Genomic DNA, 23,681 nt, shown 5'->3' on the forward strand with positions numbered 1-23,681 from the left:
GCCCAGCGCGCCCTGGCCGACCTCCCTTCGGCCACGAGGAGTTCAGCCACCCTGGACCACCACCTTGCGGGCCGCGAGCAGCTGGGCGGCGCGGCCGGCGGCGAGCAGCAGGACGGCCCACAGCAGCTGGAAGCCGAGTCCGGCGAGCACGGCGAAGCCGGTGCGGCGTTCCAGCAGGATGTCGGTGGGGATCTGGATCAGTGCCGCCCAGGGCAGCACATGGGCGAGTTCGCCGAGCCAGCCGGGGAAGAGGCCGATCGGCAGCAGCATCCCGGAGAAGAACATGGCGACCACCAGCGTCACCGCCCGGATGCCCTCCGAGTCGTGCAGCCAGAAGCCGGTGAGCGAGACCAGGAAGCGCAGGCCGAAGCTGACCAGGACGGCGAACAGCACGGCGAGCAGGAAGAGGGCCCAGACCAGCGGGTCGGCGGGCAGCGCGAGGTCGAAGGCGAGCGAGCCCGCCAGGGTGGGCGCCAGGCCCCGGGCGAACAGGTGGAAGGCGGCGCGGCCGAGGTCGGTGGCCAGCCACCAGCCCTGGAAGTCCACCGGACGGTAGAGGTCGATGGCGATGTCCCCGCTGCGGAACCGCTCCTGGACCTCGTCCTGGAAGCCGCCGCCCCAGACCGCGACGGTGACCAGCAGGGACTGGCTGATCCAGATGTAGCTGACGGCCTGTGCGGTGTCGTAGCCGCCGAGTCCCGGCCTGGCCCGCCAGAGCGCGAGGAAGGTGTAGGCGAGGATGAAGCCGAAGACGGTGTTGGTGACCGCGCCCGCGACGGTGGCCGCGCGGTAGGTGGAGTAGCGGCGGAACGCGCCCTTGGCGATGGCCGGGTAGAGCCGTACGGCGCCGCGCCACCCGGCCTCCCGGCCGGCATCCGGCTCCCGCACCCCGTCATCCGGTCTGAGCTGCACGGAGATCTCCACAGAGGTGTCCATATTGTCTCCTTGTCGACTTTTCATCGCGCGGTACTCCGCGACTCCCCGCATGCACACGCGCAGCGTCGAACGGCTCCGACCGGCGGACCCCCGGGGGTGGCGGGGCGCGGGCGGAGCTGCGGACTCTTCCTGTGCGCTATGCGGTTTTCACCTTTCACCGTAGCGCCGCCGGGCAGGCCGCGCAGCCGCTTTTACCCGCCCGCAAGCCCCCCGGGGCGCGAGGAGCCAGCCTTACTCCAATCCGCCGCAAAAACGGCTGATTACGCACCAAATCACCCATAATCCCCCCATGAGCCTGGAGTCGCCGGACCACCCCGTCGCCGGAAGCACGCCATCGCACACCCCGAGCCCGCACGACCCGCTGGAGCGCGAGGACCGCGCCGAGGGCTCGCGCCGCGACCGCCGCCGCGCCAGACGCACCGCCCGCCGGGCCCGCCGCCGGGCCCTCCCCCACTGGCGCCGCCTGGTGCCCACCTGGCGGATGACGGTCGGCGGCCTGCTGTCCCTGCTCCTCCTGGGCATCGCGGCCTTCGTGACGCTCTACCTGCTGGTCCCCGTCCCGGACCCGAACGCCCGCGCGGTGGCCCGGAGCACCGTCTACTACTACGCCGACGGCACCACCGAACTGGCCCGCACCGGCGAGGTGAACCGCGATCCCGTGGCGATCGGCCAGATCCCACCGGCCCTTCGGCACGCCGTGGTCTCCGCCGAGGACCGCTCCTTCTACCGGAACAAGGGCGTCGACCTCAAGGGCATGCTCCGCGCCGCCTGGCGCAACCTCCAGGGCGTGGCCGCCAGCGGCAAGGGCTTCCAGGGCGGCTCCACCATCACCCAGCAGTACGTCAAGAACCTCTACCTGACCCAGGACCAGACCATCACCCGCAAGGTCAAGGAGCTGTTCATCTCGCTCAAGGTCGACCAGCAGCAGGGCAAGGACGACATCCTGGCCGGCTACCTCAACACCAGCTACTTCGGCCGCAACGCCTACGGCATCCAGACCGCCGCCCACGCCTACTACGGAGTGGACGCGACGAAACTGACCCTCGCCCAAGGCGCCTACCTGGCCACCCTGCTGCAGGCCCCGAGCGCGTACGACGTCAGGACCGGCACCCCCGCCAACCGCGGCAAGGCCGTCGCCCGCTGGAACTACGTCCTGGACGGCATGGTCTCGATGGGCGTCCTGCGCCCCACCGAGCGCGCCTCGCTCACCTTCCCCGAACCGCTGGACCCGCAGCCCACCAAGGGCCTGAGCGGGCAGGCGGGCTACCTGGTCGGCATCGTCGACGACTACCTGGCCGGCACCGGCGTACTGGACACCGCCAGCCTAAAGGCCGGCGGCTGGAAGATCACCACCACCTTCGACAAGGCCAAGCAGGACGCCTTCGTGGCCGCCGTCCGAAGCCGGCTGACGTCCGAACTCGACCCCAGGGCCCGCCCCGACTCCGACACCCACGTCCGGGTGGCCGGCGCCTCGATCGACCCCGCCACCGGCCGGATCGTCGCCGTCTACGGCGGCCCCGACTACGCCAGCCAGCCCTTCAACGACGCCACCCGGCAGGACAACCAGGTCGGCTCCACCTTCAAGCCGATCGACCTGGCCGCCGGACTGGAAGGCGACCACACCACCCAGTACGGCCACCGGATCACCACCGAGACCCTGTACGACGGCGACAGCGGCCTGTCCGTCGCCGGCGGCCCGACCGCCTACTCGCCGTCCAACGAGGACGACGTCGACTACGGTGACGTCACCCTCCGCTACGCCATGATGAAGTCCGTCAACTCCGTCTACGCCCAGGAAGGCGTGGACGTCGGACTGGCCGAAGTCCGGCAGACCGCCGTGAGACTCGGCATCCCCGACACCGTCCCCGGCATGGACCCCGCCAACACCTCCATGACACTGGGCACCGCCACCCCCAGCGCGATCGACCTCGCCGCCGCGTACGCCACCTTCGCCAACCACGGCCAGGCGATCGCCCCTTGGCCGGTCCTCAGGCTGGAGCGGGCCGGCGGCAGCGAGGTCCCCAAGCTGCCCGGCCACCCCACCCGCACCGCCGTCGCCCGGGGCACCGCCGACGCCGTCACCGACGTACTGGAGGACGTGGTCAGCCCCAGCGGCACCGGTGCCCTCGCGCTCGACCTCAACCGACCGGCCGCCGGGAAGACCGGCACCACCGACAGCAACCGGTCCGCCTGGTTCGCCGGCTACACCCCCGAACTCGCCACCGCCGTCGGCCTGTTCCGCGAGGACCCGAAGACCCACGCCAAACTGCCGCTCTCCGGGACGGCCGGCCTCGCCCGGATCAACGGCGGCGCCTTCCCCACCTCGATCTGGACCGCCTACATGGGCAGCGCGCTGCGCTCCACCCCGGTCTCGTCCTTCGACCTCCAGCTGGACCGGGACAACCAGCCCGCCGAGGCCCTGCCGCCCCGCCCGGCACCGGCCAGGCCCCGCCCCCCGGCACCGGCCGGACCGCACGCACCGGCACCCGCGCCGGCCCCGCCCGCGGCGCACCCCGCCCAGTCCTCCCGCACGCCCGCTCCCCCGCCCCGCCACACCCCGACCGCGACCCGCCCCCCGAGCCGTCATCCGTCCCCCTCCGCCGTACCGTCCCTCCCCGACCCGTGGCCCACGTCGGAAGCCGAGTCATGGGCCGGTCAGTGATCCGCCGCATGAGCCGCCCCTCTGCTCCGGCCCCTGCTCCGGCCCGTACTCCGGCCCGTACTCCGGCGGCCGGGCCACCCACCGGCATCCGGGCCGTGCTGCGGCGTCCAGCCCGTGAAACGGCATCCCGGCCAGAGACCGGCGAGGAGTAGGGTGTCCGCCATGCATCGCGGAGTTCTGCCACCTCCTGCCGCCTGAGCGGGCGGCAGGCCACTGAGGACCCGACCCGGGCGCGCTAGCCCCCCGGGACGGTCGTTGCTGCCCGCAGCCGGAGCACACGACCGACATCCGAGTCTTCCGTGGGAGAACACCCGTGTCTTCTGCCGTACCCACCCTGTCCACCGGACGGGGCCTGCTCTACATCGCCTTCGCCGCCACCTCCTGGGGCACCGCCGGCGCGGCCGCCGCACTCTGCTTCGACGGCAGCGGCCTGGGCCCGCTGGCCCTCACCTTCTGGCGCTCCCTCGGCGGGCTGGCCCTGCTGCTGCTCGCCTCCCGGGCCACCCGCCGCCGCACCCCGGCCGCGCCCGCGCAACCGCGCCGCCGCCGGATCACCGACACCCTGGTCAACGGCCTCGGCCTGACCCTCTTCCAGGCCGCCTACTTCGAAGCCGTCCAGGGCACCGGGCTGGCCGTGGCCACCGTGGTCACCCTCGGCGCGGCACCCGTCATGATCGCCCTCGGCGCCCGGGTCACCATGGGCGAACGGATCGGCGGTACCGGCACCGTCGCGGTGACCGGCGCACTGACGGGCCTCGCCGTCCTGGTCCTCGGGGACGGCGGCGGCAGCGGCGAAGTCCGCCCCGCCGGCATCGTCTGGGCCCTGCTCTCCGCGGCCGGCTACGCCTGCATCACCCTGCACACCCGCAGGCAGGGCCGGACCGGCCGGCCCTCGGACGCCTTCGCCACCACCGTCCGGTCCTTCGCGGTCTGCGCCGTCTGCCTGTTCCCGTTCGCCGCCGCCGAGGGCCTGTGGCCGCACTCGGCCGGACTCGGCCGCACCCTCGCCCTGCTGCTGTACATCGCCGCCGTTCCCACCGCACTCGGGTACGCGCTGTACTTCGCCGGCGCCGCGACGGTCCGGGCCACCACCGCCTCGGTGATCGCCCTGATCGAGCCGGTCAGCGCCACGGTGATCGCGGTCGCCCTGCTCGGCGAACACCTCACCGCCGCGACCGTGGCCGGCACCGCCGTCCTCCTCGCCTCGGTCACCGGCCTCGCCCTCGCCGAGGCCCGCCTCGCCGTCCGCACCCGGCCGGCGCCCGCCACCGGGTGACCCGTCCCCGTACCCGGACGCGGCCACCGCCGGCCGGATAGGCCCTGACAGAGCCGGACCCGCACCGCCCGACCGGGCAGTGCGGGTCCGAAGCCGGGCGGGCGGCCGCTACGTCACGATCCTGAACCGCTGGTTGGCCCCGCCGGTGCAGCGGTACTGGATGACCGGCGTATCGTCCGCCGAACTGCCACCCCTCACATCGAAGCACTTGTCGGCAAAGGTCCGGATCTCGAACTCACCGACGCCGACCGGCAGGATCCTGAACCGCTGGTTGAACCGCCCGGTACAGACGTACTGGATGACCGGCGTATCGTCCGCCGAGCCGCCGCCCCTCACATCGAGGCACTTGTCGGCGAACGTCCGGATCTCGAACTCACCGTCACCGACCGGCAGGATCCTGAACCGCTGGTTGAACCGCCCGGTACAGACGTACTGGATGACCGGCGTATCGTCCGCCGGACTGCCACCCCTCACGTCGAAGCACTTGTCGGCGAACGTCCGGATCTCGAACTCACCGCCCTGCCGGATGTCGACGACCTGGGTCGCCTGTGCCGCGGTGAACGGCGCCATGGCGGCAACCGCCATGCCCAGCACGGTCAGCGCACGCCAAGCCTTGGAAGAAGCACGCACGAAGCCACCTCTCTGTGTGGGAGGTCTACCTGTCCGCCCAAGCGTCGGCTCCCCCGCTCCCCCGGGGTCGCGCGAACGGCCCGGCTTCACCCCGTTGCAGCAGCACGACCGCACCGACGAGTGAGCCGCAGGACCTCGTCGACGCCACCTCCCGGTCCTGGGGCGCCTCCGTAAACGACGGGCTTCATGGACGGAGGTCACTCCCCCTGGGCAGTGAAGGCGGACGCGTTCTCGACGGCCCACTGCCGGAAGGTGCGGGCCGGGGTGCCGAGCAGAGTCCCGGTGGTGTCGGCGATGGTGGCGGGGGCGGCCGAGGCGGCGGCCCAGAAGTTGAGCAGGGAGCCGATGATCACCGGCGGCATGAATCGTGCCATCTGCTCCTCGGCCTCGGCCCGGCTGATGCTCTGGACGGCGATGTCACAGCCCAACACCTCGGCCAGGACGGCGAGTTGCTCGCGGAAGGTCAGCGCCTGCGGGCCGGTGAGGGTGACGGCGCGGCCGCGCAGGGCCGTACCGGTCAGCGCCTCGACGGCGACGTCGGCGATGTCCTCGGCATGGATCGGCGCCACGGACGCCTCGGGGTAGGCGAGTTGGACCGGCAGGCCGTGGCCGATCGGGTGCGCCCAGGCGAACGCGTTGCCGGCGAAGGCACCCGCGCGCAGGAAGGTGCACGGCAGACCGCTCGCGGTGAGGGCGCGCTCGACGCCGAGGTTGTGCGAGGCGAGCGGGTCGGTCTCGGCATCGGGCGCGAGGACGGATGAGGACGAGAGCAGCACGACGCACTCGACGCCGGCCGCACGGGCGGCCTCGGTGAAGGCGCCGATGCCGGCGGGCTCCGGGTAGAGGAAGACCTGGCGCACGCCGTCGAGCGCGGCGGCGAAGGTCTCCGGCCGGTCGAGGACGAGTCCGGCGGTCTCGACACCGTCCGGGACGGCAAGGTCGGCGGGCCTGGCGCTGGCGGCGCGGACCGGCAGGCCGGCAGCGTGCAGCCGGTCGAGGACGGCGCGGGCGACCTTGCCGCGAGCGCCGGTGACGAGGATGGTCATGGGTGTTTCCCCCGCATGAGACTCAGTGCGCAGCCGCTTGCCGCGACACATATGCATGCTGGCATGCATATAATTGCCAGTCAACACATTCTTGCCACTGCTCATGGACATTAGGATGGAGGTCATGACGACGAACGAACCGGACGACCACACGGCCGAGGACCTCCTGAACGCCGTGGGCCCGGCGTTCGGCAAGCTGCGCCGCACCTCGCTCCTGGAGGTCGAGAACCCGATCTCGGCCAAGGACCTCAGCCGCACCCTGGTCCTGAACCTCGTCGAACAGCACACCCGCGACTCCGAGGCGGAGATCACCGTCGGCGCGGTGGCCGAACTCCTCGGCGTGGACCCGTCGGTGGCCAGCCGCATGGTCGGCGACAACATCAAGGCCGGCTACCTGACCCGCGCCGCCTCCCAGCAGGACGGCCGCCGGACGGTCCTCCACCTCAGCCCGGCCGGCACCGACCTGATCGCCCGCCTGCGCCGCCACCAGCGCGACGCCTACGACTACATCACCGCCGACTGGAACGAGCGCGACCGCCTCGAATTCGCCCGCCTGATGCTCAAGTACGTCGCCTCCCTCGACCGCCTCGCCGAGCGCAACGCGAACGGCGGCGGGGCGAACGGCTAAGCCACGCCGGCACAGCGCCGGTCGGCCCGGGCTTCAGCCGGGCATGACTTCTGCAAAGCCATCCTCGACAGCCTGTCCCGCAGCGCAGCCGCCCACCTCACATTGCTGACTGAGCCGTAGCAGCCGCAGATCGAGGTCGGGCCCTCCCCCGGTCACCGGGGAAGGGCCCGAACAAGCGGCCGCACGATCACAGGTAGAGGCCGGTCGAGCCCTCCGTGTCACCGAAGCGGGTCGCCGCCACCGCGTGCAGGTCACGCTCGCGCAGCAGCACGTAGGTCGCGCCGCGCACCTCGACCTCCAGCTTGTCCTCCGGGTCGTACAGCACCCGGTCACCGGGCTCCACCGAACGTACGCTCTGGCCGACGGCCACGGCTTCCGCCCAGGCACAGCGCTTGGACAGCTCGGCGGTGGCCGGAATGAGGATGCCGCCGGTCGAACGGCGTTCGCCCTCGCCCGCCTCGGTCTTCACCAGGACCCGGTCGTGCAACATCTTGATCGGCAGCTTCTCGCCCAGCCGGTCGTGCCGGGGCGCCTCGTGCTGCTGGCTCTGCTCTGCATTCGTGCTCACGCCCCTGACGGTACCCGGCGCATGCGGCGGCCGTGACGTTGACCCGTTGAGCGGCAGGGCAGACGAAAGGGGCCGGTGCCCGGCCCCTTGGTCGCGCTGCAGTCCGAAGCCCGGCTCAGCCCCGCTTGCGCTCGCTGCGCGCGGAGGCGATCAGCAGCAGCACACCGGTACCCACCAGCGCGGCCGGGACGATCCGGTCCTGCCGCGGCCGGCCCTGCTCGTCCGTGAAGTGCGCCTTCACCTGCTCGACGGCACCGCTCACCGCGACGTACGCACGCCCCGCCTTCTGCTCGACCGAGGCTCGCATCTTCGCCTTGGTCTGCGCCGCCACCGTACTCGGGTGGACACGCATGGCGAGCTCGTCGAGGTTCACCGCGAGCTGCTTACGGGTCCTCTCGATGTCGGCCTCGATCTGGGCGGTCGTCCGTGCCGCCTTGTCCTCAGTGCCGGCCTTGCCCACGCGGGCCACCCCTTACCTGATCACTCGTCCTGTCCTTCAGGGCCAGTCTCTCAGCTGCCCCCGCCATCCGCGCGGCCCACCCACCGTCGGAGGGTAAGTTGACCGTGGTACGACCACCAGTCCATCCACGAGGAGATCCATCGTGAGTGAGCGCCTCAAGGCCGGCGACACCGCTCCCGCCTTCACCCTGCCCGACGCCGACGGCAAGCAGGTGTCCCTCGCCGACCACCTCGGCCGCAAGGTGATCGTCTACTTCTACCCCGCCGCCCTCACCCCGGGCTGCACCAAGCAGGCCTGCGACTTCACCGACAACCTGGAGGTCTTCGCCGGCGCCGGGTACGACGTCATCGGCATCTCGCCGGACAAGCCGGAGAAGCTCGGCAAGTTCCGCGAGGCCGAGGACCTCAAGGTCACCCTGCTCTCCGACCCCGACAAGTCGGTGCTGGCGGTCTACGGCGCGTTCGGCGAGAAGCAGATGTACGGCAAGACCGTGGTCGGCGTGATCCGCTCCACCGTCATCGTCGACGAGCAGGGCAAGGTGGAACACGCCCTGTACAACGTCAAGGCCACCGGCCACGTCGCCAAGCTGCTCCGCGATCTGAAGATCGCCGCGGCCTGACGCCGCCCGGCCGCCCGCCACGGGGCGGCGACCGCGCACCGACGGCGGCGGTGCACCCCGACCGGGTGCACCGCCGCCGTCCGCCGTCCGGGATCAGCAGGGACCGAGGTCGCTCCAGACTCCGAACTGGCCGGTGGTCGAGGGGTCCTCGCCCTGGGTCCACCACTTGTTGCTGTAGTAGTGGCCCTTCCAGGACACCTTGGTGCCCGGGGCGGCGTAGACCGTGGCCGCGCTCCAGCTCGGCGCACCGGTGCAACTCGCGGGCGTACTCGGGCTGCTGCTCGGGCTGGAACTCGGGCTGGAACTCGGGCTGCTGCTCGGGCTGGAGCTCGGGCTGGAGCTCGGACTGGACGAAGGCGAGGAGCTCGGCGAGGAGCTCAGGCCGCCGGAAGGCGAGGAGCTCGGCGAGGAGGCACCTCCACCCGCACCCCTGGTGAAGTCCCCGGCGAGGCCGTACAGCGTGCCCCCGACGTTGACCGTCCAGTTCGCCGGGGTGCTCACCGGCAGGTAGTAGACGAAGTCGATGTCGACCGAGGCCCCCGGCGCCAGCGACTGCCAGGCGGGCAGCTTCACCGAGACCCGGTTGTAGGTCCCCTTCAGCCCGCCGATGTTGTTGCCCCCGGTGTTGTCCTGCCGGATCACCGTCAGCCCGTAGCCGGACTGGTCCTTGGCGTTCCCCGGAGCCGAGTTGCCGTAGTCGAACTGGAACTCGGTACCGCCCGGCAGCGTCAGCTGCGAGTTGTTGACGATGTGGATCTTCGGGTTGATCGGGTAGTTGCTGTCACCGAGCGCGAAGTTGGTGAACGACACGTCGACCGGCAGGGTCCGCGTCGGCAGCGCGATCGTCGAACGCGTCGCACCGTACGGCGAGGCCGACTTGAACCTGTTGTACAGGTCCGTGGTCAGCGTGGAGCCCGCCACGTACTCGCCCTTGCCGCCGTTGGCCGCCGGGTCGAAGGTGTAGTCGCCCGCCAGCTCCCAGATCATCGCGCCACCGGCGCCCTGGCTGACCAGGTAGTCCGCCTTGGCGTTGACCGACTGCTCGTCCTCGGTCGACAGGAACACCTTCTTGGCCGAGTTCCACAGCCACGGCGCCACCAGCGAGGAGCTGTAGTTCCGCGCGTAGGTACCGGTCAGCGGGGTGTCCGTCACGCCGTACTTCGACAGGTAGTCCGGCAGGATGCCGTTCTCCAGGTTCTTGGCGTGCCACATCGGGTTCGAACCCGCCGGGGACTCCTTGCCGTTGGCGTCCAGGTCGTGCCACAGGTTGTCGATGCCGACCGCACCGTCACCACAGGTCGTCAGCCCGGATCCCGCCGGGCAGCTGGTCGTCGAGGACGTCCCCCACAGGCCGTTGGTGCCACCCGTGACGTTCTTGAAACCCCGGGTGTAGTAGGGCAGTCCGAGGTTGATCCGGCCGGCCGGCATCGAACCCCGGAAGTAGTGGTACGCCCAGTCGCCGTTCAGATAGCCGATCCCGCCGTACTGCGAAGTGCCGTACACGTTGGCGGCCTTGAGCTCGGCGTCGTTGCCGTCGTCGTACAGCGAGGCGTTCGGGCCGACGTACTGGTTCCAGGCCCCGTGCAGGTCGTACGACATGATGTTGACGTAGTCCAGGTACTGCGTCACCTGGAACGTCTCCATACCTCGCAGCAGATAGCCCGAGGACGGCGCCGCCACCGACAGCAGGTAGTACCGGCCGTCCTGCGCCGAGGCCCGGTCCAGCTTCTCCCGCACGGTCTTCAGCAGCGCCGCGTAGCCCTTCATCAGGGATGCCCGCTTGCCGTTGGCGATCGTCCAGTCCAGCGGGTTCCCGGCGTTGTTCATCGAGGTCGGGTACTCGTAGTCGAGGTCGACGCCGTTGAAGCCGTACTTCTCGACGAACGCGACCGCCGAGTCCGCGAAGGTGTTGATGCCCGCCTGGTTGACGCTGCCGTCCGCGTTGACCGTCATCGAGTAGAAGCCGCCCGAAGCCACCCGGTTGCCCGAGTCGTCGAAGTAGCCCCCCGTCTCGGCCCAACCGCCCACCGAGATCATCGTCTTGACGTTCGGGTACTGCTTCTTGAACTTGCTCAACAGGTTGAAGTGCCCTTGGTACGGCAGCGACGGGTCCATCTCCGCACCCGCCACCCCGGGGAAGGTCATCCCGGTCGCCGCGTTGCTCGGACCGTCCGAACCCACCGAGATCCGGTTGTCGCTCCCGACGTGCGCGAAGGCGTAGTTGAGGTGGGTGACCTTGTCCCAGGGGATGTTGTTCACCAGGTACGCGGGCGTACCGTCCCTGCCGGTGCGCCAGCCGGTGAAGTAGCCGATGACCCGGCGCGGGTGGTCCGCGCCCATCATCTCCCGGCCCGAGCCGTCGTAGACGTCGCAGTACGGCACATCCACCCCGGGCGTGGTGTACATCCCGTCGGGCCGACACGACTGGTTGTCCACCGGCGCCGACGCCCGCGAGGGCGCCGCACCCAGCGTGGCCACCAGCAGACCGGCCAGCCCGGCGGCGGCCACGGTGGCCAGCGCCGCCCGTATACCGGTGGCGATGGGGCGGCCGGCAGCGGTGGGGCGCTGCTCGGCCCTGGTTCTGATCAACACTCGGCCTCCAGGAGTGAGTGCCGCGCGCGCCGTGGGGGGACGCGCTCGTGGGGGATCGGGAAGCATCGTGCGGCTGACTGCCGGTCAACTCGTGCCGCTGCCAGGCCGCAGGTTGGCGTGACCGTATGTGGTCTGAACCAGTAGGTCAATAGGTCTGTACCAATTGACGGCAACTGTCGTCACGTTCATGCGGCGGCCCTCTCGGCACTCCCCCATCTCCCGGACGGCCGTGACCGGTTCGCCCGCCGCTCGTTTGTGTGTGCGGGGGACGGGCGCCCAATCCACTCGCGGAGGCACCCAATGAACGACACCTACGAGCCGACCAACCTTGCTGCCCAGGTGGCACGTTCGCGGAACTGGAACGACCTGATGCGCAACCTCGGCGTCGAGATCAGCGGCGGCAGGCGAAAGCAGCTACAGAAGGTCGCCAAGACGCTTGGCCTCGACACCGGCCACTTCAAACAGGCCAGCCCCTGGGTGAAGTACTCCGACTCGGCCATCGCCGCCGCAGTGGCTGAGTCGACCAACCTGCGCGAGACCGCGCAGAAGCTGGGTGCCACTCCCGCCAGTGGCACCCTCTCTCACCTGCGGCGGCGCATTGACAGGGCGGGAATCGACATCAGCCACTTCCCGCTGATGAACCGAGCTGCTGACTCCGAACTCCCCTTCACCCGAGCAGAGATCGAGCAGGCAGTCCGCGTGGCACGCAGTGTCCGCGAGGTGGCAAAACTGCTCGGGGTCGCCAACGGAGACAGCGACACCCGTCGGTTGCTCGGCCAGGCCGTCAGGCAGCTGAAGCTCGACACCGCGCACTTCATGTACGCCACCATGGCCTTCGACGAGCAGGAGCTACGTACAGCCGTCGCCGAATCCAGCAGCTTCGCACAGGTCATGCGCCGGTTCGGGCTCGTCACCAACTCCGCCAACCACCGCAAGGTCCGGACCCGTGTGCACAAACTGGGTCTGGACACCTCCCACTTCACCCGGCGCTCGACGGACCTTCCACCCCGAATGCCGACACAGCGGCAGCCCACCGATCTCCTCCGGGTACTCCCACCCGGGTCCACCCGGCTCAACCACCCCCGACTACGGCGAGCGATGGAGGCCATCGGGATGCCCTACCGATGCAAGTCCTGCGGGAATCCCGGTGAGTGGATGGGCGGACCGATCACCCTCCAGATCGATCACATCAATGGCGACTGGCTTGACAACCGCCCCGAGAACCTCCGGTTCCTCTGCCCTAACTGTCACGCCCGAACAGAGACCTGGTGCGGCGGAAACCGAGGCAAGGTTCGACTCCGGGGGAATGGAGGTGTCATCCGTTCTGCAAGCCAAGTAGCATGATGGGCAGCAGTACGAGCGGCCGTGGCGGAGCTGGCTTAGACGCGCTGGGTTTAGGTCCCAGTGGGGTATTCCCCGCGAGGGTTCGAATCCCTCCGGCCGTACGCTGCCGAAGGCCCACCCCGGGTGATCACGGAGTGGGCCTTCGTTGTGTCCACCGACGCCCCGTCAGCCCAGCAGTTCCCTGACCACCGGTGCCAGTGCCCGGAAGGCCTGGCCGCGGTGGCTGATGGCGTTCTTCTGCTCGGCGGTGAGCTCGGCGCAGGTCCGGGTCTCGCCGAGGGGCTGGAGGATCGGGTCGTAGCCGAAGCCGCCGTCGCCGGCCGGGGCGGTGCGCAGCGTGCCGGGCAGTCGGCCCTCGACCACGCGCTCGGTGCCGTCGGGGAGGGCGAGTGCGGCGGCGCAGGCGAAGTGGGCGCCGCGGTGCGGGTCGGAGATGTCGGAGAGCTGGGCGAGGAGGAGTTCCAGGTTGGCGCGGTCGTCGCCGTGCTTTCCGGCCCAGCGGGCGGAGAAGATGCCGGGCGCGCCGTTCAGGACGTCCACGCAGAGGCCGGAGTCGTCGGCGACGGCGGGCAGTCCGGTGGCGCGGGCGAGGGCGTGTGCCTTGAGGAGGGCGTTCTCGGCGAAGGTGACGCCGGTCTCGGGTACGTCGGGGATTTCGGGGTAGGCGTCGGCGCCGACGAGTTCGACGTCCAGGCCGGCGTCGCCGAGGATGGCGCGCAGTTCGGTGACCTTGTGCTGGTTTCGGGTGGCGAGGACGAGGCGTCGGGTAGTCATGCGGTCCACCCTACTGACCTGCGGAGTCGGCACGTTCCGGTCAGCGGTTCACGTGCCTGGGCGGCTCGTCGTCGCGGCGGCTCACCTGCCTGGCCGCCGGTTCACTTGGCGCAGACCTTGGTGAGCTGGGCTGCCGCGTCGCCGAGCGGTTTGAGGTCGGGCGTCTGCTTGTCGTTGATCGCCTGCTGGGCCTTGTCCGCCTGGGTGCGGAGGTCGTCGACTGCCTTGGCGAGGTCGGTGTCGCTGGAGTTGCGGCCGATCTGGTCGAGGTCCTGCTTGAGCTTCTGCAGAGCTTTGCCTGCGGCCTGCGGGTCCTTGTCGGCGTTGTTGTAGGCGGTGCCGGCGTCGGCGACATCGCCGGCGATCTTCACGGCGGTGCTGCCGCAGTCGACCGCTTTCTGGGCGGCGGAGCAGCTGACGGCGCTGAGTGGCAGCAGGAGGATGAGTGCGGCTGCGGCGAGGGTGGTGGAGCGGTTGATGCTGGGCTGCATCGCTGGTCCTCCGGTGGTGGCACTGGGGCTGGTCCGGTATGGGAGGACGGCCGGTGGGGTGCCGGCGGTTCCCGGTTCCGGATCACTGTGCCGAACGGTACGGGTTCCGGGCGCGGCCTGTACAGCGGGCGTTCCCGGAACCCGTCCGGTGTTGACGGGTGTTCAGCTCTGCAGGGCCTTGCGCTGGATCTCGTCCAGTTCGGCGCAGCCGAGGGTGCCGAGGTCGAGGAGCTGGTTGAGCAGGTCGCGGTCGAAGGGGGCGCCTTCGGCGGTGCCCTGGACTTCGACGAAGCGGCCGTCGGAGGTGCAGACGATGTTCATGTCGGTCTCGGCCCGGACGTCCTCCTCGTACTGGAGGTCGAGCATGGGGGTGCCGCCGACGATGCCGACGCTGATGGCGGAGACGCCGCCGGTGATCGGCCGGGCGTTGGCGCGGAACAGCTTCTTGTCGCGGGCCCAGGAGACGGCGTCGGCCAGGGCGACGTACGCGCCGGTGATGGCGGCGGTGCGGGTGCCGCCGTCGGCCTGGAGGACGTCGCAGTCGAGCACGATGGTGTTCTCGCCGAGGGCGCTGTGGTCGACCACGGCGCGCAGTGAGCGGCCGATGAGGCGGCTGATCTCGTGGGTGCGGCCGCCGATCTTGCCGCGGACGGATTCGCGGTCGCCGCGGGTGTTGGTGGCGCGCGGGAGCATGGAGTACTCGGCGGTGACCCAGCCTTCGCCGCTGCCCTTGCGCCAGCGGGGGACGCCTGCGGTGACGCTGGCGGTGCAGAGCACCTTGGTGTCGCCGTAGGTGATGAGGACGGAGCCTTCGGCGTGCTTGCTCCAGCCTCGTTCGATGGTGACGGGGCGGAGCTGGTCGGGGGTGCGGCCGTCGATGCGTGACATAGCCTTTGAGCGTAGTCGTTTCCGGGGCGTGCGAAGAACGGGCGTGGAACGCGCGAAGGCCCGCCGGTCGGGGTGGCCGGTGGGCCTTCGCGGTGAGCCTGTGGGCTCGGTTACATCATGTCCTCGATCTCACCGGCGATCGGGTCGGCGTCGGTGCCGATGACGACCTGGATCGCGGTGCCCATCTTGACGACGCCGTGGGCGCCGGCGGCCTTGAGCGCGGCTTCATCGACGAGCTCGGGGTTGACGACCTCGGTCCGCAGGCGGGTGATGCAGCCCTCGACCTCTTCGATGTTCTCGATCCCGCCGAGGCCGGCGACGATCTTCTCAGCCTTGCTGGCCATGTCTTTCTCCCTCTGTCTCGGCGCGTCGGCTGCTCTGCCGGGTGCCGTACTGCTCGGTGCTGGGGTGCCCCGGCCGGAGCCGGGGGTGGCTGCCGGAGTTGATGCGGGCTCAGCTGTGGCGCGCCGCCGGGCAGCGCGACCAGCATCACCCGAGTCCGCCGGGTGTGCCATGTCAGGCCACTGATGGAGCATTCCGGCGCGCACGTTACCGATCTTCATTCGAGAATGGACGATCAGTAGGGCGTGCGGCCCGGTGCGGCCGACCCCGCCGATGGTGGTCTACACCAATCTTAGGTGCACTTCGCGCAACGAGGGACGGGGCCCCAGGGTTCCGCGACCGCCACCGTATCCGGAGGGCGAAGATGAGCTCAGCAGGCGCCGCCGTCCCGCGGGGCCGGTGGTGGCACGGCTTCTACGGCGGCCTGCAGAAGATGGGGCGCAGCCTGCAGCTTCCGGTGGCCGTGCTGCCGGCGGCGGGTCTGCTGAACCGGTTCGGCCAGGACGACGTCTTCGGCAGGGACGGCCTGGACTGGGAGGACGTCGCCAGGGTGTTCGCCGCGGCCGGTGGTGCGCTGCTGGACTCCTCGTTCGGGCTGCCGTTGCTGTTCTGCGTCGGTGTGGCGATCGGGATGGCGAGGAAGGCCGATGGTTCGACCGCGCTCGCCGCCGTGGTCGGGTTCCTGGTCTACTACCGGGTGCTGCACGCCTTCCCCCTCGCCTGCAGGGCGCCGACCGTGCTGGTCGGTGACAGTTGCGTGGACGTCTCCTCGGCGCGGGCGGCAGCGGCGACGTACCGGAATCCGGGTGTGCTGGGCGGCATTCTGCTCGGCCTGGCGTCCGCGTGGCTGTGGGTGCGGTTCCATCGGACCAGGCTGGTGGACTGGCTGGGCTTCTTCAACGGCCGGCGGCTGGTGCCGATGATCACGGCGCTGGTCGGACTGGTCCTCGCCTGCCTGTTCCTGTGGGTCTGGCCGCCGATCGGGGATGCGCTGACCTCCTTCAGCAGGTGGCTCTCCGATCTCGGCGCCGTCGGGTCGGGGGTCTTCGGGCTGGCCAACCGCTCGCTGCTGCTGATCGGTATGCACCAGCTGCTGAACACGTTCGTCTGGTTCCAGTTCGGCGACTTCGTGAAGCCCGACGGATCGACGGTCCACGGTGACATTCCGCGTTTCCTGGCGGGCGATCCGACGGCCGGGCAGTTCACCTCGGGTTTCTTCCCGATCATGATGTTCGCGCTGCCCGCCGCCGCGATGGCGATCGCGCACTCGGCCCGTCCCCACCGCCGCAGGGAGATCTACGGTCTGATGGGCTCGGTGGCCCTGACCTCGTTCGTCACCGGTGTCACCGAGCCGGTCGAGTACTCCTTCGCCTATATCGCGCCAGGGCTGTACGGGGCGCATGCCGTCCTGACGGGCGTGTCGATGGCGGTCACCTGGGGGCTCGGGGTGCACGACGGGTTCAGCTTCTCGGCCGGCCTGATCGACTACGTGATCAACTGGGGCCTGGCCACCAGGCCGTGGCTGATCATCCCGATCGGGCTCTGCTTCGCGGCGGTCTACTACGCGGTGTTCCGCTTGATCATCGTCAGGTTCGATCTGAAGACCCCGGGGCGCGAGGAGGAGTCCGAGGTCGAGGACGTCACCAAGGCCTGAGCGGAAGCCGCCGCCGGGTGCGGAGAATTCCCGTCGTGAATCGTTCGGCCCGGGCACCGGTATTTTGTTGCGCAACTCTCCAAAATCACGGTTCCGCCGGGCGACGTGATCATTAATCCGCATCAAGGTTTCGATTTCATAGCGCTTCCCACCGGCGTGCCTTTCCGCCCTTTCCCCCCTCGTCCACACGTGCTACAAAGCTGGTCTACACCACTAGTGGTGTAGACCAGTTCGCGGTTCGGCCCCCATTGGACGTCCCCCGTCCGACCCGCCCTGTCGTTAGGAACCATCCCCCATGAGTACGACTGCGCAGGCATCGGCGCCCGCTGCGGCACCGGCCCCTTCCCCTGCCAAGAAGTTCGGCCAGAACCTGCTCCAGGGTCTGCAGAAGATCGGCCGGAGCCTCCAGCTCCCGATCGCCGTGCTGCCGGCAGCCGGTCTGCTGCTGCGGCTGGGCCAGGATGACGTCTTCGGCAAGGACGGGCTCGGCTGGGGCAAGGTCGCCGCGGTGTTCTCCACCGCGGGCAGTGCCGTCTTCGACAACCTCCCGCTGCTGTTCGCCGTGGGCATCGCGATCGGCTTCGCCAAGAAGGCCGACGGCTCCACCGCGCTCGCCGCGCTGGTCGGCTTCCTGGTCTACAAGAACGTGCTGACCGCGTTCCCGATCACCGAGGGCCACATCGACAACGGCAAGTGGGTCGCCGCGACGTACCAGAACCCGGGTGTGCTCGGCGGCATCGTCATCGGCCTGCTGAGCGCGGTCCTCTGGCAGAAGTACCACCGCAAGAGGCTGGTCGACTGGCTCGGCTTCTTCAACGGCCGCCGGCTGGTCCCGATCATCATGGCCTTCGTCGGCACCGGCGTCGGTGTGCTCTTCGCCCTGTGCTGGGGGCCCGTCGGCGACGCCATCGGCAGCCTGAACAACACCCTGATCGGTGCCGGTGCCTTCGGCGCCGGCGCGTTCGGCCTGGTCAACCGCGGTCTGCTGCCGGTCGGCATGCACCAGTTCGTCAACTCCTACGCCTGGTTCCAGACCGGTGACTACACCAAGGCGGACGGTACCGTCGTCCACGGCGACCTGACCCGCTTCTTCGCCGGCGACCCGAGCGCCGGACAGTTCATGACCGGCTTCTACCCGATCATGATGTTCGCGCTCCCCGCCGCCGCCATCGCCATCGCGCACTGCGCCCGCCCCGAGCGCCGTCCGGCCGTGATGGGCATGATGGTCTCGCTCGCGCTCACCTCGTTCGTCACCGGTGTCACCGAGCCGATCGAGTTCTCCTTCATGTTCATCGCCCCGGTCCTGTACGCGATCCACGCCGTGCTGACCGCCCTGTCGATGGGCATCACCTGGGCGCTGGGCGTCCACGACGGGTTCACCTTCTCCGGCGGCCTGATCGACTACGCCCTGTCCTGGAGCAAGGCCACCGAGCCCTGGCTGATCATCCCGATCGGCCTGGTCTTCGCGGCGCTGTACTACGTGCTGTTCCGCTTCGCGATCACCAAGTTCAACCTCCCCACCCCGGGCCGCGAGCCCGAGGAGGAGATCGAAGACGTCACCAAGGCCTGACGCCCTCCGCGCCACGCCCACGGACCCCGCCCCGCGCACGCGAGGCGGGGTCCACCCGTTCACGGGCCCGGCCACACCCCGCGGAGAAGCGCGAATTCCCGCCCGGAGCAGGCGAGTTGAGGTCATGCCAGGACGGCCGGGCGCGGCGCCGCTGAGGCCGTCTCAGACCTCGTACGTCGCGCCGGCCCGGGCGATTTCGACCGGGCCGTGGTACTCCTTGGCGGCGTCGCGCCGGTTGCCCTCGGCGTCCGTCCACGGCGGGATGTGGGTGAGCACCAGGCGCCCCACCCCGGCGGCCTCGGCGTGCTCCCCGGCCTGGCGGCCGTTGAGGTGGACGGATTCGATCTCCTCCTTGCCGTGGGTGAAGGCGGCCTCGCAGAGGAAGAGGTCGGCCCCCCGGGCGAGTTCGACCAGTTCGGGGCTCTCACCGGTGTCGCCGGAGTAGACCAGGCTGCGGCCGCCGTGCTCGATCCGGAAGGCGTAGGCCTCGACCGGGTGGTTCACCGGCACGGCGGTGACCCGCAGCGGGCCCAGCCGGAAGCTGCCCGAGTTCAGGGTGTGGAAGTCGAAGACCTCCTTCATCCCCGGCTCCTCGGGCATGTCGTACGCGCGGGCGAGCCGCTCGGCGGTGCCGTGCGGACCGTAGACCGGGATGGCCGGGGGGCACCCCTCCACCCGGTAGTTGCGGGCGACCCAGTACGCGCAGAGGTCGATGCAGTGGTCCGCGTGCAGATGGGTGAGCAGCACCGCGTCGACCTCGTACAGCCCGCAGTAGTTCTGCAGCGCGCCGAGGGCGCCGTTGCCGAGGTCCAGGACGGCGCGGTAGCCGTCGGCCTCGACCAGGTAGCTGGAGCAGGGCGAGTCGGCGGACGGGAAGCTCCCCGAGCACCCCACCACGGTCAGTTTCATGCCGAGCCCCTCCGCCCCACTGGGTCATGGTCCGCAGCCACTGCCACTACCTGCCGGTAGCACTGTGTTCGCCTGTCGAGAGTAAGGGCGCGGAGGCACTCTGTCCCCGTCCCCGTGCCGCGCTGTGGCTGGAATCACCAGAACGGGCCGGGCCCGCGCCCACGCCCGTACGGACCGTCGGGCAGAGCCGTACGCATGCCCGACCGAACGCCCGACCGCGCCGCGTGGGCGCCCGCTCGGCGGCGGCCCGGCCGGCTGCGGACGGCGCTCTGGCCGGCGTCGGTCCGGACGGCGTCGGTCCGGACGGTGTCGGTCCGGACGCCGATGTGCCGGGCGGTCTCCGCACAGGAGCACAGGTCACTGCCGCGCGGGCTCACCCCGACCGCCGTGGTGCGAGGCCCCCAGGCGTGGGGCGAGGCCCCGGGGCCGTGGGGGCCGGCGTCCTGGCCCGGAGCGGATGCGCCGGCGCGCCATGGACCCCGTCGTCGTACCGCGACCGGCGAAACGCCGTGGTCACGGCCTCGAACCGGACGAGGGTGCGGCGCCCTGCGACTGCCGCACCCTCCGGTCGAACTGACGGACCGTCAGGCCCAGAGCTGCCCCTGGAGCGCCTCGACGGCCTCCTCGGTGGTGGCGGCGGTGTAGATCCCGGTGGACAGGTACTTCCAGCCGCCGTCGGCGACCACGAAGACCACGTCGGCCCGCTCGCCCGCCTGCGCGGCCTTGCGGCCGACGCCGATCGCGGCGTGCAGGATCGCACCGGTGGAGACCCCGGCGAAGATGCCCTCCTGCTGGAGGAGTTCGCGGGTGCGGCGGACCGCGTCCTGGGAGCCGACGCTGAACCGGGTGGAGAGCACCTCGGCGTCGTACAGCTCGGGGACGAAGCCCTCGTCGAGGTTGCGCAGGCCGTACACCAGGTCGTCGTAGCGCGGTTCGGCGGCGACGATCCGGATGCCGGGGACCTTCTCGCGCAGGTAGCGGCCGACGCCCATCAGGGTGCCGGTGGTGCCGAGTCCGGCGACGAAGTGGGTGACGGTCGGCAGGTCGGCGAGGATCTCGGGGCCGGTGGTGGCGTAGTGCGCACCGGCGTTGTCCGGGTTGCCGTACTGGTAGAGCATCACCCAGTCGGGGTGCTCGGCCGCGATCTCCTTGGCGATGCGGACGGCGGTGTTGGAACCGCCGGCCGCGGGCGAGGAGATGATCTCCGCTCCCCACATCCGCAGCAGCTCGCGGCGCTCCTCGCTGGTGTTCTCCGGCATCACGCAGACCATGCGGTAGCCCTTGAGCTTGGCCGCCATGGCGAGCGAGATGCCGGTGTTGCCGCTGGTGGGCTCCAGGATGGTGCAGCCGGGGGTGAGCCGGCCGGCCGCCTCGGCCCGCTCGATCATGTGCAGGGCCGGGCGGTCCTTGATCGAGCCGGTCGGGTTGCGGTCCTCCAGCTTGGCCCAGAGGCTGACCAGGCCCTCCGTGTTGCCGGGGATGGCGGCGGAGAGCCGGGGCAGGCGGACCAGCGGCGTGTTGCCGACGGCTTCGAGCGGACTGTCGTAGCGCACGGGGCCTCCGGCGGCTGAGGAGTGGGCGGGGAGCGGGAGGGTCAGCGGGCTCCGCCGGCCACGGCGGGAAGGATGGTGACGCTGTCGCCGTCGGAGAGCTCGGTGGCGACACCGCCGAGGAAGCGGACGTCCTCGTCGTTCAGGTAGACGTTGACGAAGCGGCGCAGCTCTCCGCTCTCCTCCAGCAGCCGCTCGGCGATGCCCGCGTGGCGGGTGTCGAGGTCGGCGAAGAGCTCCCCGAGGTTGCTGCCGGTGCCCTCGACGGCCTTGGCGCCGTCGGTGTAGGGGCGGAGGATGGTCGGGATGCGGACCTCGATGGCCATGGCTGCGCTCCTGTGGAGTCGGTCGGGTGCCGCAGGGCTCGCGGCAGGGCGGTTGGCCCCTGGGCGGGGCGGCGGTTCGGCGCCGAGGTCAGCTGGCGTCGGCGGTCGTGTCGGTGAGCGGCTCCGCCGCGTGGGGACAGATCGAACTGGCGAGCCGGCACAGGTCGATGTGCAGGCGCGCCACGAGGCGGATGCCCGGGGCCTGAGTTCTCACATCGACGGAACGCATGGGCTCATCGTATAGATTCCCGGGCCCGCACCGACATCTCCGTCTTGCGATACGGATGTTTCCGTTCCTCCCCTTGGGATTCGCCCGGAAGCAGAAGGGCCCGCCGCACCGTCCGGGGACGGTGCGGCGGGCCCTCGTCGAGCCGGACCGCTAGACCTCGACGACCTGGACGTCTTCCTCCGTGATCACACCGTCCACGATGCGGAACGAGCGGAACTGGAAGGGGTCGCCCTCCCCGTTGCCCTCGGCCGTGGAGACCAGGACGTAGTGGGCGTTCGGCTCGGAGGCGTAACTGACGTCGGTGCGCGAGGGGTAGGCCTCGGTGGCGGTGTGCGAGTGGTAGACCACCACCGGCTCCTCGTCCCGGTCGTCCATCTCGCGGTAGAGCTTCAGCAGGTCACCGGAGTCGAACTCGTAGAACGTGGGCGAGCGGGCCGCGTTGAGCATCGGGATGAAGCGCTCGGGGCGGTCGCTGCCGGCCGGTCCGGCGACCACGCCGCAGGCCTCGTCCGGGTGGTCGGCGCGGGCGTGGGCCACGATCGCGTCGTGCAGCTCTCGGGTGATGGTCAGCATGCGGTCAGGATAGCCAGGCCCGCTCGGGCGCTCCCGGCCTCGTCTCACCTGCCGGACTTGACGTGCAGATGGTCGTGCGCCTGGGCCTGGACGGCCTCCGGGCGGGAGCGCTTGAGCACCTGGTAGCCGACCACCAGCAGCACCGCCCAGAACGGGAAGACGTAGAGCGAGATCCGGTTGTCCGGGTCGAGGCCGATCAGCACGATGACCACGGCCAGGAAGACCAGCGCGGCCCAGCTGGCCACCACGCCGCCGGGCGCCTTGAAGCTGGGCGGCGGCAGGTGCCCGTTCTTCCAGGCCTTGTGGTAGCGGATCTGGCAGATCAGGATCATCGCCCAGGTCCAGATGCCGCAGACGGTCGCGACCGAGGTGATGTACTCGAACGCCTTGGCCGGGGCCAGGTAGTTCAGCACCACGCCCAGGCCCATCAGCGCGCAGGAGACGGTGATCGCGGAGGCCGGGGTCCTGTGGGCGTTGAGCAGGGTCAGGCGGCCGGGAGCCTGGCCGCGCAGCGCGAGGTCACGCAGCATCCGGCCGGTGGAGTACATCCCGGAGTTGCAGGAGGAGAGCGCCGCGGTGAGCACCACGAAGTTGATGATGCCGGCCGCGGCCGGGATCCCGATCTTGCCGAAGGCGGCCACGAACGGGCTCACGCCGGGCTGGAACTCGGTCCACGGGACCAGGGACAGGATGATGATCAGCGCGCCGATGTAGAACAGCGCGATCCGCCAGGGCAGGGTGTTGATCGCCCGGGGCAGGGTCTTCTCGGGGTTCTGGCTCTCCCCCGCGGTGACGCCGACAAGCTCGACACCGAGGTAGGCGAACATGACGATCTGCAGGGTCATCACGGTCGAGCCGATGCCCTTGGGGAAGAAGCCGCCCTCGTGCCACAGGTGGGTGACCGACGCCGTGTCACCCGCCTTGCTGAAGCCGAGGGTGAGCACTCCGATGCCGATCAGGATGATGCCGATGATCGCCGTCACCTTGATCATCGAAAACCAGAACTCTATCTCCCCGAAGACCTTCACCGAGATCAGGTTGGCGGCGTAGAGGATCACCAGGAAGCCCAGCGCGCTGACCCACTGCGGGATGTCCGGTTCCCAGTACTTTATGTAGACGGCGGCGGCGGTGGTCTCGGCCATGCCGGTGACCACCCAGAACAGCCAGTAGGTCCAGCCGGTGACGTACCCGGCGAACGGGCCGAGGAACTCCCTCGCGTACTCGGCGAAACTGCCGGAGACCGGTCGGTAGGTCAGCAGCTCACCCAGCGCCCGCATGATCGCGAAGATCACCAGGCCGGCCACCGCGTAGCTGAGGATGAGGCTGGGGCCCGCCTTGGAGATGGCGGTGCCGGCGCCGAGGAAGAGGCCGGTGCCGATGGCGCCGCCGATGGCGATCATCTGGATCTGGCGGCTGCCCAGCCCGCGGGCATAGCCCTCCTCATCCGGTTCGGTGTCGACGACTTCGTCATACGCCTGATCGGCCATGGCCACCGCCTTGGGTCGTGGGGGAAAGAGGAGAAGTCCTACCACGGTTTGTCCGGATACCGGCGGGTATCTGAGCGTTACTTGAGCATGGCATGTCCGTTTTTGTGATGATACGCCTGAAATGAGA

23 protein-coding genes and 1 tRNA gene are annotated in these 23,681 nt (G+C 70.2%); 8 read left to right on the plus strand and 16 right to left on the minus strand.

Annotated features, from left to right (window positions below):
- Positions 1-42: 42 nt before the first annotated feature.
- The gene (locus tag ACSMTC_RS13470; RefSeq protein ID WP_436559922.1) at positions 43-936 is read right to left on the minus strand and encodes an ABC transporter permease; all 894 of its coding nucleotides are present in this window, start codon (positions 934-936) and stop codon (positions 43-45) included.
- Positions 937-1,225: 289 nt separating this feature from the next.
- On the opposite strand from ACSMTC_RS13470, the gene ACSMTC_RS13475 reads away from it, so the two are divergent.
- The gene (locus ACSMTC_RS13475; protein WP_436559923.1) at positions 1,226-3,598 is read left to right on the plus strand and encodes a transglycosylase domain-containing protein; all 2,373 of its coding nucleotides are present in this window, start codon (positions 1,226-1,228) and stop codon (positions 3,596-3,598) included.
- A gap of 313 nt (positions 3,599-3,911) precedes the next feature.
- Complete coding sequence (locus tag ACSMTC_RS13480; protein ID WP_436559924.1) at positions 3,912-4,874, plus strand: DMT family transporter; 963 nt, start codon at positions 3,912-3,914, stop codon at positions 4,872-4,874.
- A 108-nt stretch (positions 4,875-4,982) separates the two neighbouring features.
- On the opposite strand, the gene ACSMTC_RS13485 is transcribed toward ACSMTC_RS13480, so the two are convergent.
- On the minus strand, positions 4,983-5,459 hold the full coding sequence (locus ACSMTC_RS13485) for an RICIN domain-containing protein (RefSeq protein WP_436559925.1): 477 nt from the start codon (positions 5,457-5,459) through the stop codon (positions 4,983-4,985).
- A gap of 242 nt (positions 5,460-5,701) precedes the next feature.
- Positions 5,702-6,550: an NAD(P)H-binding protein gene (locus tag ACSMTC_RS13490; RefSeq protein ID WP_436559926.1), complete on the minus strand. Its 849-nt coding sequence runs from the start codon at positions 6,548-6,550 to the stop codon at positions 5,702-5,704.
- 124 nt (positions 6,551-6,674) lie between these two features.
- Here ACSMTC_RS13490 and ACSMTC_RS13495 point away from each other — a divergent pair, with 124 nt between their 5' ends.
- Positions 6,675-7,178, plus strand: coding sequence for a MarR family winged helix-turn-helix transcriptional regulator (locus ACSMTC_RS13495; protein WP_436559927.1), 504 nt, complete (start codon positions 6,675-6,677; stop codon positions 7,176-7,178).
- A gap of 187 nt (positions 7,179-7,365) precedes the next feature.
- On the opposite strand, the gene ACSMTC_RS13500 is transcribed toward ACSMTC_RS13495, so the two are convergent.
- Together ACSMTC_RS13500 and ACSMTC_RS13505 are read right to left on the minus strand one after the other, a co-directional pair.
- Positions 7,366-7,668: a GroES family chaperonin gene (locus tag ACSMTC_RS13500; RefSeq protein ID WP_145797298.1), complete on the minus strand. Its 303-nt coding sequence runs from the start codon at positions 7,666-7,668 to the stop codon at positions 7,366-7,368.
- Between the two features lie 193 nt (positions 7,669-7,861).
- On the minus strand, positions 7,862-8,206 hold the full coding sequence (locus tag ACSMTC_RS13505) for a DUF3618 domain-containing protein (protein ID WP_436559928.1): 345 nt from the start codon (positions 8,204-8,206) through the stop codon (positions 7,862-7,864).
- A 142-nt stretch (positions 8,207-8,348) separates the two neighbouring features.
- On the opposite strand from ACSMTC_RS13505, the gene bcp reads away from it, so the two are divergent.
- A complete protein-coding gene (gene bcp, locus ACSMTC_RS13510) occupies positions 8,349-8,825 on the plus strand; it encodes a thioredoxin-dependent thiol peroxidase (protein WP_436559929.1) in 477 nt (158 codons plus the stop codon).
- Between the two features lie 93 nt (positions 8,826-8,918).
- On the opposite strand, the gene ACSMTC_RS13515 is transcribed toward bcp, so the two are convergent.
- On the minus strand, positions 8,919-11,417 hold the full coding sequence (locus ACSMTC_RS13515) for a chitinase C-terminal domain-containing protein (protein WP_436559930.1): 2,499 nt from the start codon (positions 11,415-11,417) through the stop codon (positions 8,919-8,921).
- Between the two features lie 300 nt (positions 11,418-11,717).
- Between ACSMTC_RS13515 and ACSMTC_RS13520 the strand changes: the two genes are divergently transcribed.
- Together ACSMTC_RS13520 and ACSMTC_RS13525 are read left to right on the plus strand one after the other, a co-directional pair.
- Entirely contained in the window at positions 11,718-12,761 is a 1,044-nt protein-coding gene (locus ACSMTC_RS13520; RefSeq protein ID WP_436559931.1) for an HNH endonuclease signature motif containing protein, read from the plus strand.
- Between the two features lie 15 nt (positions 12,762-12,776).
- A tRNA-Leu gene (locus tag ACSMTC_RS13525) sits at positions 12,777-12,862 on the plus strand.
- A 64-nt stretch (positions 12,863-12,926) separates the two neighbouring features.
- On the opposite strand, the gene rdgB is transcribed toward ACSMTC_RS13525, so the two are convergent.
- From rdgB to ACSMTC_RS13545, 4 genes are all read right to left on the minus strand, one after another.
- A complete protein-coding gene (gene rdgB / locus ACSMTC_RS13530) occupies positions 12,927-13,535 on the minus strand; it encodes an RdgB/HAM1 family non-canonical purine NTP pyrophosphatase (protein ID WP_436559932.1) in 609 nt (202 codons plus the stop codon).
- A 101-nt stretch (positions 13,536-13,636) separates the two neighbouring features.
- Entirely contained in the window at positions 13,637-14,026 is a 390-nt protein-coding gene (locus ACSMTC_RS13535) for a hypothetical protein (protein ID WP_436559933.1), read from the minus strand.
- A gap of 162 nt (positions 14,027-14,188) precedes the next feature.
- On the minus strand, positions 14,189-14,914 hold the full coding sequence (gene rph / locus ACSMTC_RS13540; RefSeq protein ID WP_436559934.1) for a ribonuclease PH: 726 nt from the start codon (positions 14,912-14,914) through the stop codon (positions 14,189-14,191).
- Between the two features lie 110 nt (positions 14,915-15,024).
- The gene (locus ACSMTC_RS13545) at positions 15,025-15,258 is read right to left on the minus strand and encodes a PTS sugar transporter subunit IIB (RefSeq protein WP_436559935.1); all 234 of its coding nucleotides are present in this window, start codon (positions 15,256-15,258) and stop codon (positions 15,025-15,027) included.
- Positions 15,259-15,620: 362 nt separating this feature from the next.
- On the opposite strand from ACSMTC_RS13545, the gene ACSMTC_RS13550 reads away from it, so the two are divergent.
- Entirely contained in the window at positions 15,621-16,910 is a 1,290-nt protein-coding gene (locus tag ACSMTC_RS13550; RefSeq protein ID WP_436559936.1) for a PTS transporter subunit EIIC, read from the plus strand.
- 295 nt (positions 16,911-17,205) lie between these two features.
- Positions 17,206-18,480, plus strand: coding sequence for a PTS transporter subunit EIIC (locus tag ACSMTC_RS13555; RefSeq protein ID WP_436559937.1), 1,275 nt, complete (start codon positions 17,206-17,208; stop codon positions 18,478-18,480).
- Between the two features lie 162 nt (positions 18,481-18,642).
- Here the strand turns inward: ACSMTC_RS13555 and ACSMTC_RS13560 are convergent, their stop codons facing one another.
- The 6 genes from ACSMTC_RS13560 to ACSMTC_RS13585 form a co-directional block, all read right to left on the minus strand.
- Positions 18,643-19,389, minus strand: a complete 747-nt coding sequence (locus ACSMTC_RS13560; RefSeq protein ID WP_436559938.1) for an MBL fold metallo-hydrolase — start codon at positions 19,387-19,389, stop codon at positions 18,643-18,645.
- A gap of 584 nt (positions 19,390-19,973) precedes the next feature.
- On the minus strand, positions 19,974-20,942 hold the full coding sequence (locus tag ACSMTC_RS13565) for a PLP-dependent cysteine synthase family protein (RefSeq protein WP_436559939.1): 969 nt from the start codon (positions 20,940-20,942) through the stop codon (positions 19,974-19,976).
- Between the two features lie 41 nt (positions 20,943-20,983).
- On the minus strand, positions 20,984-21,265 hold the full coding sequence (locus ACSMTC_RS13570) for a MoaD/ThiS family protein (RefSeq protein WP_436559940.1): 282 nt from the start codon (positions 21,263-21,265) through the stop codon (positions 20,984-20,986).
- Positions 21,266-21,353: 88 nt separating this feature from the next.
- A complete protein-coding gene (locus ACSMTC_RS13575) occupies positions 21,354-21,494 on the minus strand; it encodes a putative leader peptide (RefSeq protein ID WP_436559941.1) in 141 nt (46 codons plus the stop codon).
- A gap of 150 nt (positions 21,495-21,644) precedes the next feature.
- Positions 21,645-22,067 carry a M67 family metallopeptidase gene (locus tag ACSMTC_RS13580; RefSeq protein WP_436559942.1) on the minus strand — a complete coding sequence of 141 codons (423 nt, stop codon included), beginning with the start codon at positions 22,065-22,067 and terminating at the stop codon, positions 21,645-21,647.
- 44 nt (positions 22,068-22,111) lie between these two features.
- Positions 22,112-23,554, minus strand: coding sequence for an amino acid permease (locus ACSMTC_RS13585; RefSeq protein ID WP_436559943.1), 1,443 nt, complete (start codon positions 23,552-23,554; stop codon positions 22,112-22,114).
- Positions 23,555-23,681 lie beyond the last annotated feature (127 nt).

Origin of the sequence: Kitasatospora sp. HPM-01-4, assembly GCF_051374625.1 — a bacterium.
Lineage (GTDB): Bacteria > Actinomycetota > Actinomycetes > Streptomycetales > Streptomycetaceae > Kitasatospora.